Genomic DNA, 12,613 nt, shown 5'->3' with positions numbered 1-12,613 from the left:
TTTGCTTCCTATTGTGTATTTTAAATCCAAACTATACCAGGCTTTCGTATGTTGTAGTGACATGTTACCGCCGTTAACCTGTTAAGTATTTATCGAGTAATAAATAAAAAATGGTAACACCCCCGATTTCGAAGGATGAGAAGGCTCGTTTGGCCGATTTACTTTCCTACAACATTTTAGACACACCTGAAGAAGAGGAGCTCGATGAAATTGTGCAGTTAGCTTCCGAAATCTGCAATAAGCCCATCTCAACAATTACCTTGATTGACGAGAAAAGGCAATGGCACAAAGCCAGAAAGGGAATTGACGGCAGAGAAGGAGAGCGGGATTTCGCTTTCTGCGCTCATGCCATCCATGGCGATGATCTAATGATGGTGCCGGATGCCAAACAAGACGAGCGGTTTCACGACAACCCGCTTGTGGAAGGGGCCCCTCACATAAGGTTCTACGCCGGTGTTCCTCTCAAGTCGGCAAAGGGATATAGCCTCGGAACTTTGTGCGTTATTGGAACCGAGCCGACCACCCTTACCGAGGTTCAGCAACGGGCGCTAAAGATATTGGCTAAGCAGGTGGTCACCTATTTCGAGCTTCGGAAGAATAACCGTCACCTGACTGAAGCACTCAAAACCGTTGACAAACAAAAAGAAGAGCTTTCCTCCCACAATAAGACACTCACCAGGCTGTTGTCGATTATTGGCCACGACTTAAAGGGGCCAGTTGAGAACTTGAAGCAGCTTTTCAATCTTTTCGTAGATGGCAGACTTTCTAAAGAAGAGATAGACAACCTGGGAGCTGATTTGAATGAGCGCCTGGAAAGCACCTCCGATTTGCTCGGAAACCTGCTTAGCTGGGCTACGAGCCAGCTCAACGATGCATCTTTACATTCGGATAAGTTTGATCTGCACGATATCGCCGAGGAACAACTTCACAGAATAAAAGGGAGTGCTGTTGCGAAGGGGAATAGCTTATTGAATAAAGTAAAGAAAGGTTCCGTTATAACCGCTGATCGGGACATCATCAGGTTTGTGATAAGAAATCTGGTTACAAATGCGAATAAGTTTACTTCCGAAGGCGCTATTTCAGTAACCCTGGAGGAGAGTGAAGGCCTGGATAGGATTGTTGTGGAGGACACTGGTCAGGGAATGTCGCAGGAGGCCATTAGAGCTCTTTTTAACTGGAACGACAGACGCACCACCGCAGGAACCTCAGGAGAAAAGGGGTCAGGTCTTGGTTTGCTTATTGTCAGGCAGTTTGCAAGTCAGTGTAATGGCCAACTCACCATTGAAAGTGAAGTGGGCAAGGGTACCAAAGTTGTTTTTGAAATGGCAAAAGGAACCAACATGGAACCATCACAGGAATAACCATACATAACCCAATGGCCTCCCAAATGACCTGAGTGCACCTTATAAAAATGTTATGTGCCGACTCATGCACTCTGCTTTACTTTACTCCTGATCAAATCAATCGATTATGTCTAAAAAAGCAGGGGCGAGGCTCCTAATAACAACACTTTTGGTAACGCTGGCCTATGGATTTTCGCAGGCCCAGGACGACTACCGGTCGAGCCAGCAGATAACTACTCAGCTACAATCACTCTCAAGGCAGTACGCCTCAGTGGCCAAACTACAGTCCATCGGAAAAACCGACGACGGCAAAGACATTTGGGTGCTGACACTTGGATCGGGCGATATCGACAATCACCCGGCCATTGTAGTAGCCGGTGGGGTTGACGGGCGATATATTGTAAGCACGGAGCTGGCACTCAAGTTTGCCGAGCAGCTGATGGCTTCGTCGCAGACGGACTCCGTGAAGAATCTGCTGGCGACAACTACTTTCTATGTGCTGCCCAATGTAAACCCCGAAGCGTCGGATCAGTTTTTTGCCTCGCTTAAGTACGCCAGAACTGGCAACGCCCGTGCAACCGACGATGACCGTGACGGCCAAAATGGTGAGGATGGTTACGAGGATCTTGACGGAGACGGCCTTGTGACCATGATTCGTGTGGAAGATTCTACCGGGGAATGGAAAAAAAGCGAAGCCGACGACCGCATCATGGTAAAGGCAGCGGACGGCGAAACAGGTGGCTACCTCTATTTCGCAGAGGGCACAGATAACGATAAAGACGGTGCCTTCAATGAAGACGGCGCTGGTGGCATCAATTTCAATAGTTCCCTCACATGGGATTTCCCTTATTTTCAGCCCGGAGCGGGAGACTTCCCTGTCGCCGACAAGGAAAACCGTGCACTGCTCGATTTTCTTTTTGAGCGCTGGAATGTGTTTGCTCTGGTTACTTTTGGTTCTTCTGACAACTTGAATGCACCGATAAAATACAACGCTGGTGAGGCGTCCAAAAGAGTACTTAAAGGCATGCTGAAAACTGATGCTGACGCCAATGCATTGGTGTCGAAAAGCTATGCAGACATCGTTGGCAAAAAAGAAGGAGCCCAGTCGGTTGTGCAAGGCGGCGGTTTTATGGAGTGGGGTTACTTCCATTACGCCCGCTATTCGTTTGGCACACCAGCCTGGAGCTGGCCTGAGTTTAAAATGCCTGAGGACAGTACGGCCAAGGCCAAATACAAAGCCAATAAGGATAAAAACAAAGAAGTGGACTACCTGCGTTGGGCTGAAGCCAATAACCACGATTTGTTTGTTCAATGGAAGGCAGTGAACCACCCTGATTTTCCGGGCAAAAAAGTGGAAGTAGGAAGCTGGAAGCCTTTTGCTCCCTATAATCCGCCTTTCAGTTTGGTAGCCGACATCTCGGCCAAGCAGAACAAGTTCATAACCAAGCTGGCCACCATGAAGCCACAGGTAAAAATTGAGAACCTGACAACTGAAGCAGTTGGCAAGGGAATGACACGTATTACTGCCGACATTTTCAATGCAGGCACGCTGGCTACCATGACTGAACTGGCTCAAAAGACAAGATGGGTGCGAATGACCAAAGTTGAAATGGTATTATCGGGTAGTCAGCAGATCATTTCCGGCGACAAGGTGAAGCTCATTTCGTCCATTGAAGGGGGCGACAAAGTGACGATGTCGTGGCTGGTGAAGGGTTCAGGCAGTGTGAAGCTTTCTGCAGGCTCGGCGCAGACTGGAATAGATACGAAAACAATCAATCTCAAATAAGAACAGTCATGAAGAGAATACTATATACTTTCATCATTCTTTTGGCGGGGTTGAGTGTGTCGGCCCAAACGCCCGATCAGATATTTAAAGCAGCGGGTAGCCCACCGAACCCCAAGGTTCAAGTAAGCTGGAACAGGTACTACACCTCCGAAGGACTGTGGGCTATCGCCAAAAAGTTGTCTGAGGCGCATCCTAACCTTGTAAAGGTGGAGACTATCGGCAAAACCTATGAAGGGCGTGACATGATTGCCCTGACCATCACAGATTTTTCCAAAGGCAACGTGGATCGCAAGCCAGGCATGTACGTCGACGGCAATATTCACTCCAATGAGATTCAGGGTGGTGAGTTTGCTATGTACACCGCCTGGTACCTGGCTGAAAGCTGGTACTACAACGATTTCATCAAGGATTTGCTGGCCGACAAGGTTTTCTATATCGTGCCTACTATTAACCCTGATGCCAGGAACGACTATATGAAAGGCGTTAACACAGCGAATACGCCACGCTCGGGTATGATGCCGATTGATGATGACAGAGATGGTCTGGTAGACGAAGATGGCTATGACGACCTGAATGGAGATGGCGAAGTGACCATGATGCGCCGCAAGAACCCTAATGGTCGATACATCATTGATCCCACCGACCCTCGGCAAATGATTGAAGTAGAAGCAGGAGAGCCAGGTGAATACGAAATGCTCGGCTACGAAGGCAAAGACAACGATGGAGACGGTGAAGTGAACGAAGACCGGGTGGGTGGCTACTACGACCCCAACCGTGACTGGGGTTGGAACTGGCAGCCTGAGTACATCCAGAGAGGGGCACATAAGTACCCGTTTTCTGTGCCTGAAAACAGGAACGTGATGGAGTTTGTAATGAAACACCCCAATATTGGCGGCGCACAAAGTTTTCACAACTCTGGTGGCATGATCCTGAGAGGGCCTGGGGCTGAAGAGGACAGAGGAACTTATAACTCCACCGACGACAAGGTGTATGATGCCATTGGGGAGCTGGGAGAAAGCATTATGCCGGGCTACACCTACATGGTGGTTTGGAAGGACTTGTACACAGCCTTTGGTGGTGAGCTCGACTGGTTCCATGGCTGCCGTGGTATTTTCACTTTCACCAACGAGCTGTACCATCCTTACTTTATGTTTGGCAAAGACTACAAAGGGGGGAGAAGAGGAGACGAAGTGCAGAAGGACATGTATAAGTTTGAGAAGAACTTGCTGATGACTGATGCCTTTGTGGATTGGAAGGAATTTGACCATCCCGAGCTTGGCAAGATCGAGATAGGTGGCTTTAGAAAGAATTTTGGCAGAGACAATCCTGGCTTCCTGCTGGAAAATGATGCGCACAGAAACATGGCGTTCCTGATTTTCCATGCTTACCACACGCCCAAGTTGGTGATAGAAAAAGTAGAAGAAAAAGACCTTGGCGGCGGATTGAAGCAGGTAACAGCTACCATTGCCAACAAAAGGCTGATCCCAACCCACTCCAGTCACGACACCAAGAACAAGATCATCCGCCCCGACTACATTTCTCTTGAGGGAGCCAATGTGGTGGCTGGCATGGTCGTGACCGACGTGGATATGAACAAGACCACCGAGCAGAAGGTAGCTCCTGCCAAAATTCCTGTCGAAAACATACCGGGTATGGAAGCGGTAACCGTTCGCTGGATAGTGAGCGGCTCTGGTAAATACACGGTGAAAGTGGATAGCGAAAAGGGGGGAGTGGTGACGAGGTAAATCGCTAAAATTGATTTGTAATACAAAAGGTTGCCCAGTGCGGCCTTTTTTTGTTTTTGGCTGGTCGGAAACGATAAATCTGGCATTGGAGTTGCTATGTCTTTTTCATTTTTAAAACTCAATATGAAAAGACTAGCGTTTATTTTTTTAGCAGCAGTTTCATGCAAAACTGCTCAGGTTTCACTTCAGCAAGACTTCGCCACTAGTGCAGAGTCGTATGAGGTTCAGGGCAAAAATGGCTGGCAGGTCAACCAGGTCATTAAATTTGGCCCTTACGAAACGAGCAAGATTGACCGCAGCATGACCTTTAGTTATCATGTTCCCTTCCTTGTTGACTTTTCCGGCGGAAAGGAAAGCCTTGCTTTTAACATAGTAAACAAAGAGGCTGGCGCTGGGGTAAACTTTCTGGGAGACAGCCGCCTGAAGGATAACCACCTTTCCCTGGCAAAAGGCTATTTTCAGATTCCGCTCAAACAAAAGGATGTCTTTGCGGGTGCCGTCTATTTTTCGCAGCCAGAGCTTCAGCGCTTCGACTTTCTTTTGCTCAACCCAAACAACCAGCAACTGACGGCCAAATGCCAGGGAGTAGTTTTGGATGAAAAAGGCGATGAGTACTTTACCATAAAAGGAATAACCAAACTGCAAGGGTCAAAAATCCCGCAAACACAGGTGTTTGGCTATGAATTCCTCCAGGGCGACAAAGTGGTAGGGGCCGTCGAAACTCTGAACAAAGGGAGGGTGTGGCTGGACACGTCGTTAAGTGAGGAAGACAGGCTATTATTATCGAGCCTGGCAACCGGACTACTTGTGCGGAACAACTTGCAGGAAGAAGTAGAAAACCTGTAAAGGGACTTAAACCTGATCGAAAGCCCTTCATCCACATTAGTCTGAAGGGCTTTCTGTTTCTGGCTATTTTCTCACTTCAATATACCTCACCTCCCTCACCGGTGTATTGTCTTCCGTCATGCCTTCTACTACAATTCTATACACAGTAGGCGAATCGGCCGCATAGAAAGAAAATTCAGCTTTACCTGTTTCACTATCTGTGATGAGTGAAGGATTCCAGTAAATGGTCGACCGGGTGTCGGGCTCGCTATGGCTTTCCTTTCGCTGGGAATAATCGGGTGCTCTGAATTCCTGGGCTGGGGTGTATCCTTTGACCGTGTAAAGGCTAAAGCCGTCTTTATTGAAAATGGTGGGTTTTTCGTCTGCCTGTCTTTCTCCGCCAAGGTTCGTTTCTACCATAATAACACCGTCAAATCCAGCCATGCCGAAAACTCCGGCGTTGTAGGTGTAAACTGTGATGCTTTTAATATCAGCGGGATTGAGCCGGTCTAAATAATCAACTCCTGTATTGCCTGGCTCCGGAGGCGCCTGTTCCTGAAATCGCTGACCATCAATAATGACCAACGGCGTAGGATAATAGTTTCCTCTGGCTGCTCCATAGTTTTTCCGATACATGCCATTTCTATTAAAACCAGGCATGCCTCTTTCAATAATAGACATCACTCCCTGCCCGGAAGATCTCTGAATATCCTCCTGGGTAAAAGTTTTATCGCCAGGGCCAAAGCCATAGTTCCTTTCTGACAAGGGTTCAATCTTGGAGCTTTCCACCACCACTTCATTGAGCAGTGTATAGTCGACATCGTTGGGAAGAGAAAAAATGGGCTGCGGCAACTCCTGTTCTTTAACAGTCAGGTTGAGTTTGGTAAGCTTTGCTTTTACTTCAGGTACGGCTTGCTTTGCCAGTTGCACCGATCCGTACGGTTTCCCTTTTTCATTGATAGCAGCCATGGCAATGGCAGAACTATCGTTGAATTGCAAACCACTTGCCCAAAAATTACCCGTTGAGTCGGCGGCTACCACCCCATAGTCTTCATATTCGCCTTGCACTATCGTAATATTGGCGGCTTCGGGTGCTCCTTTTTTGTTAAGAAACTGCCCACTCACACTAATGCCATATTCGATTTGATATTCCGGTTGGGTGAAGTAGGGGGTGGGCTTTCCGTTGAGCACCCAGTTATAGGCTTGCTGTAATGTTGGGCTTGTTGGAACCGAGGCTACCCGAAGTGTGTCAGTAACCGACACAGTCAGGTTGGAAGAAATGGCCCCTTCGTCAGTATCCATTACGCTCAGGGATACTTGCACTTTGTCGCGGGGTCGGTAACGGTCGTTGTCAGTGCTGATCGAGATCAATAAATCAGGATCGGTTGTCTTGTCGCCGTGTACCGTTGTATTTACTACCGTCTCGTAAAGATTAATGATTGGCAATGGCTGGTAAGTAATGTCGCTCGAAGGGAAGTTCTGCATCCATCGTGTGTAGGCCCTGAGGTTGTAATCGCCGGCTTGTATATATGACGGAAGAGCAAGTTGTCCGGTGACTTTGCCGTTCTCAATCCGAAATGCCTCTGTTTTTACTATCTGGCGGAATGGGTCGATCAGATCAACATAAAGCACCCGGCTCAGGGTGTCGGCCATCAGGGGATTTTGGTACAGCATTTGGCCGCTGAACCAAATCGTTTCCCCCGGGTAATAGTACGGCTTGTCTGTAATCAAATGCGGTTTCTCCCGAAGGCTGTTCTGTTTATATTGTTGCTGGGCGATCATGATTTCCTCCGTCGAACTGAAAGCCGACACCGTGTCGCCCGGGGTGTAATTGTGAGGGAGCAGATGCGCCACCCTGGCCCTGGCCATGTGCCCCGAGATGACAATATCTGAGGGATCGAGAGGCACACCTTTGCTCGTCACTTCGGTGGAGCCCCCTTTAAGGGTAATCCAGCTAATGGGGTGGTAAATGTCGTGATAATAGGTGTTTGGCCACGACATACCAGAGTAGTGCACCTCCAAACGTTTGGAGGAAACGATCTTGAACTCGCCAATTTGCTGACCTGGCCTGACGGCCCTGTCCAAAGAGAAAGGCTCAATGGAATTGCCACGTTCGTAGTCGAAGCTATTAGTTCGGATATATGTAAGCGCAAAACTTTTTGCCTGAAACACATCGAAGTGCTGAGCAGCCAAGTCCCCTCTGATCATCGACTTGAAGAGATGCCGCAATGAAGACTGATAGGCTTTTTGCCTGTTCTCCATGCATTTTTTTGACAGATCTTCAAAAAGCGTGTCCATTTCAATAAACTGCACCGGGCCTTGATACAAGGTGCCATTTCGGGTTTGGTTGAACACGTTCAAATGATAAATCAGTTTGTAGCCCAGCGCCAGGTTTTCAATTTCCAAAGGCTGGTTGAAGGTGGCAGAAAAATAGCGCATTCCATCGCTGGCCTTCCCTTCCTCGAAATCAATGGCCCAGGGGTTCAGGATTTTGGTTTTACTTACCAAGGGGTCGTATTTGCTGCCGATAAAAACTTCTTCAAATCTTTCGAGCTGTTTTTCCCATTTTCTGTCCCTTCTCGATGTAAGCTCCACCTCGTCAAGCTGTTTTTCCTGGAGAGCCAGGAAAAAGTCTTTTTGCAGTGGCTGTCCTTCTTTGAGGTCAATCGATACCGACTTTGTAATATAGCCAACGAAGGAAGCAGCCAAAGTCATTTTGCCTGGGCTGACTCCTTTCAAGACGTACTTACCGTCGGCGTCGGTTACTGTGCCTATAGTAGTGTTGTCGACAAAAACATTCGCAAAGGGGAGGGGTTCTCCTGTGGCATTGTCTGTAACAAGACCATTAATTACCTGGCCTTTTGAAACAAAAAAGCCAAACAGAAGCAGCAAAATAAAAAGTGGATGACTAAAATGTCTCAATTGGGGTGTTTTTAAGTAGGTATAAATTTTAACAATTAAAGAACAATATACACCTAAATTGAAGTCTAATAGCGTGGTTTTTGAAAAAAGGAGTAGCCGGAGAGCTTTTTTGTTGCTAAAAAACAGGATGGTGTACAGTTAGTAGCCAGTTGGCAAGCACTGAGTTGCAGGTCGAAACAATTCTGATTGGGTTCAGCTTTGCGAACTATTATTGCTCTATATTTGTACCCTTATTTGCAAATCGTAGACTCCGGGGCCGACTGGTTTTGACAGTAAGGACGGATTTTGTGCTTGCGTGCCGGGTGATGAGTGTACATCCGTGAGCAATTCACTCAAACAACAATTGGCGAATCTAATTACGCCATGGCTGCTTAATCTTAACTTAACGTTGAGGTGAAGGCTTAAAGGGTCGAGTTTCTAGCGAGATTCCCCAGCCACATCCACCAGTGCCTCGTTCTTCCGGTGCTGATTTTGGGTGTCGACATGGTTGAACTAGTGGGTGCGAGGCTACTAAGCACCTGCGAAATTAAGTGGCTAAGCTGTGCGTTGGTATGTTGCCTACCGGCAAGCAGTCGAAAATTCAATCGGTAACTATGCATGTAGACGGTACATTTTTCCCTTATCTGGACGAGGGTTCGACTCCCTCCGGCTCCACAAAAAAACCCGCCTAAAGCGGGTTTTTTTGTGGAGCCGGAGGGGCTCACGCCACATGCTGGCCCCTTGATGAAACGCTTCACTAGAACCATTCTTGACGTTCAGTGCTCTCCGGCGCTATTTAACCAAAATGGAATTACCTGTAAGCCCTTCATTCACATGGCTTTCCTTTTATTATATTTGAAAGGGCCACGTTGATATATTTCCTATATTTAATCTCTCAGAAATAAGTTTCCAGCGATGAGAAGAAACCCATTTGATCAAATCATGGTATTGATGATTTTAATGATGGTGACTTCATGTGATAAAGAGACCATTGGAATAATTGAGGACGAAGTCCAAATCATCCATTCATTGGTCAGGGTAGAGGGGTACCTCACCTATCAGGATGGAATAGGGTATCTGGACTACATACACAAAAGGGAGGACAACGAACCTCCTGTTTTCTTGTCAGCAACAGTTTGTGACGATTTGCCAGACAGCCTAAAAAAGAACACAAGAGTTTTGTTCGAGGGGGATTTGATTGCAAAGAAAATAGACAACAGTACGCCATGTGTGACCAATTTCACAGCTATTGATTTGTGCCGTAGTCCCCACCTAAGCCCTGGGTTTGATAAAGACCTTCATCCCATTTGCGTTACGTCTTCCGCCGAAATTAACCGTGAGGTAGTAGATAAACTCATTACTACTCGTGAAGAGCTGGATGTAGAACTGGCCTCGCTAGAGAAAGAACTTTACTCGCCGATGGATTTTGCCATTAATGATGTAGTGTTTTTAAGACAGGGTGTTCAGCCGTCTGGATGGGATATTCAGGTGGATTTTTCCTGCGATGAGACGACCAAAAAATGCATTTTCCAGCATATAGTTAGAGACTGGAGTCACACCAAGGTAGGTGGGGGGCTAAACTTCTTTTATGTTATTCCGAAGCTGCCAGCTGGATATTTATTTGAAATAGTGAAGGAGACCAGGCAGATGGGATAATATTTGGTAATGCGATAAGCAGTACATAAGGACAGGGTCATTTTGCCTTGCGCCTGCCAAACGATGTGGATAACTTTTCCCTCTCCTCCCTCATATTAACTCCCCTTTCATTTCATTTAATTTCCGATTCAGGATAAATTGCCTGCTCGATAGAGAGCGTCCCCATGGAAAGCTTTGTAGTATCAGCAAGAAAATACCGCCCCCTTGGTTTTGATGAGGTTGTAGGTCAGGAGCATATCACCACCACCCTCAAAAACGCCATTGACCAGAACCACCTGGCCCAGGCTTTGCTGTTTTGCGGCCCCAGAGGCGTAGGCAAAACTACCTGCGCCCGTATTGTCGCCCGAATGATCAACGGGTTCGACAATGCCAACCCGTTGGCAACCGGCAACAACCTGAACATTTACGAACTTGATGCCGCTTCCAACAACTCGGTGGACGACATCAGGAACCTGATCGATCAGGTGCGGTACCCACCCCAGCAGGGCAACTACAAAGTATACATCATCGATGAGGTGCACATGCTCTCCACCCAGGCCTTCAATGCCTTTTTGAAGACGCTGGAGGAGCCGCCGTCTTATGCCATTTTCATTTTGGCTACGACGGAGAAGCACAAAGTGATCCCCACTATCCTTTCCCGTTGTCAGATTTATGACTTCAACAGGATCGAGATTTCGGACATCACTACACAGCTACAGAAGATAGCTGCTAACGAGGGTATAGAAGCAGAGGAAGAAGCACTTCACCTGATCTCGCAGAAAGCCGATGGGGCGTTGCGAGATGCACTTTCTATTTTCGACCTGATCGTTACCTTTTCGTCCGGCAACAAAATCACTTATCAGGATACCATCAAGAACCTCCACATTCTTGACTACGACTATTATTTTAAGGTTGTAGATTTCTTTTTGGAAGAAAACCTGTCAGGCGTGCTACTCATTTTTGATGAAATCATCAGAAGCGGCTTCGACGGCCACAACTTCATCAATGGGCTTAGCGAGCACCTTCGCAATTTGATGGTTTGTAAAGACAAGGAAACGATTTCCCTCTTGCAGGTCGCCCAAAGCATCAAAACAAAGTATAGCGACCAATCGTCAAAAACCTCTCTTTCTTTCCTTCTCTCCGGGTTGAACATTTTGAGCCAGTGCGACATACAGTACAAGGCCAGCAAAAATCAACGCCTTCACGTGGAGCTGGCGCTTATGAAGCTGACTCATTTGAACGCAGCCTTTTCTCTAGCCAGCTTGCCCGCCCCTGAAAATGGGGCAAAAAAAAAAGTGAGCTAATAGCTGAAAAACCCGAGGACACCAGTGCAGCAAATGGCACAAGTGCGCCCCGACCGGTTGTAACCACTTATAAGAGCGGCACAGAGAAAAAGGAAACCCCGAGCATTTTTCCCGTCAAGGCGGAAAAGAAGGAAGCAGTACAGGAAGCGAAGCCGGATGACACCGATGAGGCAGAGGCCGTTAGTCAGCTTCCTTCGTCCGATTACACACAAGACCAGCTCACCGAAGCCTGGCAGAAATTTGCGCAGCAGAAATCAGCGGGCAAAATTTCCGACTCACTCAAGATGATTTTCAAAAAGCTATTGCTAAAAAGAGAGGAGTCGGTCGTTGAGATAGAGCTGTCTACCGACATTGAGCGTAAATTTTTGAAGGTAGAGGAAACTGAGCTAGTTCAGTTTTTGAGAAGGGAGCTTTCGAACCCAACGGTCACACTGCGGATAACCATCAAAGAGGCAGAACTAAAACAAAGACTCTACACTGACAAGGAGAAGTTCAACTACCTGGCCGAGAAGCAGCCCTTGCTGCTCAAGCTAAAAGAAAAGCTTTATTTAGATACCGATTTTTAGGCTTCTGCTGCTGACAGTTCCATCAGGGCTTTTTCGCTCAGAGGCTTGGAAATAAACTGGTGAACAAACCTGTTGTTCAGAAACTGGTTGATGTCTCGTTTGTTGTTAGAACTTGACAACACGACCACTTTAATTTTTTCGTGTAGCTGAGGAGGAAAGTTTTCGTATTCGTAGAGGAACACGAAACCATCCACAATGGGCATATTAATGTCAAGGAAAATAATATCCGGGATTTTGTGGGGGTCGTTTTGGTTTTGATGTAAGTACTCAAGGGCACTCTTCCCGGTATTCTTTATCAGGATACTTTCGGAAAAATTGACATGCTCCATTATCTTCTTACTGAGAAAGTTGTCGGTGTCATTGTCATCCACAAGCATGACAAGGCTCACTTTTGGGGTACTATTTTGTTCAAATTCTTCCACTTAATAAAAGCTCTAGGCTACACTGTCAGGTTGCGTGATAAAAAGAAACGAGTGACGAAATGAAAAAGCTGACTGACTGAGATTTT

General features: G+C 47.0%; 9 protein-coding genes and 1 other RNA gene. 8 read left to right on the top strand and 2 right to left on the bottom strand.

Annotated elements, in window-relative coordinates; genetic code table 11:
• The first annotated feature begins 110 nt into the window (after window positions 1–110).
• From RIF36_RS04895 to RIF36_RS04880, 4 genes are all read left to right on the top strand, one after another.
• A complete protein-coding gene (locus RIF36_RS04895; RefSeq protein ID WP_350121534.1) occupies window positions 111–1,361 on the top strand; it encodes a GAF domain-containing sensor histidine kinase in 1,251 nt (416 codons plus the stop codon).
• A 109-nt stretch (window positions 1,362–1,470) separates the two neighbouring features.
• Window positions 1,471–3,129: a M14 family metallopeptidase gene (locus RIF36_RS04890; RefSeq protein ID WP_350121531.1), complete on the top strand. Its 1,659-nt coding sequence runs from the start codon at window positions 1,471–1,473 to the stop codon at window positions 3,127–3,129.
• Window positions 3,130–3,137: 8 nt separating this feature from the next.
• On the top strand, window positions 3,138–4,874 hold the full coding sequence (locus RIF36_RS04885) for a M14 family metallopeptidase (RefSeq protein ID WP_350121528.1): 1,737 nt from the start codon (window positions 3,138–3,140) through the stop codon (window positions 4,872–4,874).
• A 123-nt stretch (window positions 4,875–4,997) separates the two neighbouring features.
• Window positions 4,998–5,720, top strand: a complete 723-nt coding sequence (locus RIF36_RS04880; RefSeq protein WP_350121525.1) for a hypothetical protein — start codon at window positions 4,998–5,000, stop codon at window positions 5,718–5,720.
• Between the two features lie 63 nt (window positions 5,721–5,783).
• On the opposite strand, the gene RIF36_RS04875 is transcribed toward RIF36_RS04880, so the two are convergent.
• Window positions 5,784–8,621, bottom strand: a complete 2,838-nt coding sequence (locus RIF36_RS04875) for a carboxypeptidase-like regulatory domain-containing protein (RefSeq protein ID WP_350121522.1) — start codon at window positions 8,619–8,621, stop codon at window positions 5,784–5,786.
• Between the two features lie 252 nt (window positions 8,622–8,873).
• On the opposite strand from RIF36_RS04875, the gene ssrA reads away from it, so the two are divergent.
• The 4 genes from ssrA to RIF36_RS28425 all read left to right on the top strand — a co-directional run bounded on the left by ssrA (window position 8,874) and on the right by RIF36_RS28425 (window position 12,105).
• Window positions 8,874–9,278: a transfer-messenger RNA gene (gene ssrA / locus RIF36_RS04870) on the top strand.
• A gap of 237 nt (window positions 9,279–9,515) precedes the next feature.
• On the top strand, window positions 9,516–10,256 hold the full coding sequence (locus RIF36_RS04865) for a hypothetical protein (protein ID WP_350121519.1): 741 nt from the start codon (window positions 9,516–9,518) through the stop codon (window positions 10,254–10,256).
• Between the two features lie 164 nt (window positions 10,257–10,420).
• Window positions 10,421–11,539 carry a DNA polymerase III subunit gamma/tau gene (gene dnaX, locus RIF36_RS04860; protein WP_350121516.1) on the top strand — a complete coding sequence of 373 codons (1,119 nt, stop codon included), beginning with the start codon at window positions 10,421–10,423 and terminating at the stop codon, window positions 11,537–11,539.
• Window positions 11,539–12,105 (top strand): DUF8439 domain-containing protein, encoded by a 567-nt coding sequence (locus tag RIF36_RS28425; protein ID WP_502880617.1) that lies wholly within the window; start codon window positions 11,539–11,541, stop codon window positions 12,103–12,105. The genes dnaX and RIF36_RS28425 overlap by 1 nt, the downstream gene beginning before the upstream one ends.
• Here the strand turns inward: RIF36_RS28425 and RIF36_RS04850 are convergent.
• Window positions 12,102–12,494, bottom strand: a complete 393-nt coding sequence (locus RIF36_RS04850; RefSeq protein ID WP_350119776.1) for a response regulator — start codon at window positions 12,492–12,494, stop codon at window positions 12,102–12,104. The two genes, RIF36_RS28425 and RIF36_RS04850, sit on opposite strands and share 4 nt — an antisense overlap.
• Window positions 12,495–12,613 lie beyond the last annotated feature (119 nt).

This window comes from Imperialibacter sp. (genome assembly GCF_040222815.1).
GTDB lineage: Bacteria > Bacteroidota > Bacteroidia > Cytophagales > Cyclobacteriaceae > Imperialibacter.
The sequence above is the reverse complement of the archived record's forward strand: the minus strand, read 5'-3'. Positions and strand labels throughout refer to the sequence as shown.

Excerpts from the sequence above, each read along its gene's own strand:
- RIF36_RS04895 (WP_350121534.1), top strand. The coding sequence starts at position 111 with ATGGTAACACCCCCGATTTCGAAGGATGAGAAGGCTCGTTTGGCCGAT.
- RIF36_RS04865 (WP_350121519.1), top strand. The coding sequence starts at position 9,516 with ATGAGAAGAAACCCATTTGATCAAATCATGGTATTGATGATTTTAATG.
- RIF36_RS04880 (WP_350121525.1), top strand. The coding sequence starts at position 4,998 with ATGAAAAGACTAGCGTTTATTTTTTTAGCAGCAGTTTCATGCAAAACT.
- RIF36_RS04885 (WP_350121528.1), top strand. The coding sequence starts at position 3,138 with ATGAAGAGAATACTATATACTTTCATCATTCTTTTGGCGGGGTTGAGT.
- dnaX (WP_350121516.1), top strand. The coding sequence starts at position 10,421 with ATGGAAAGCTTTGTAGTATCAGCAAGAAAATACCGCCCCCTTGGTTTT.
- RIF36_RS04890 (WP_350121531.1), top strand. The coding sequence starts at position 1,471 with ATGTCTAAAAAAGCAGGGGCGAGGCTCCTAATAACAACACTTTTGGTA.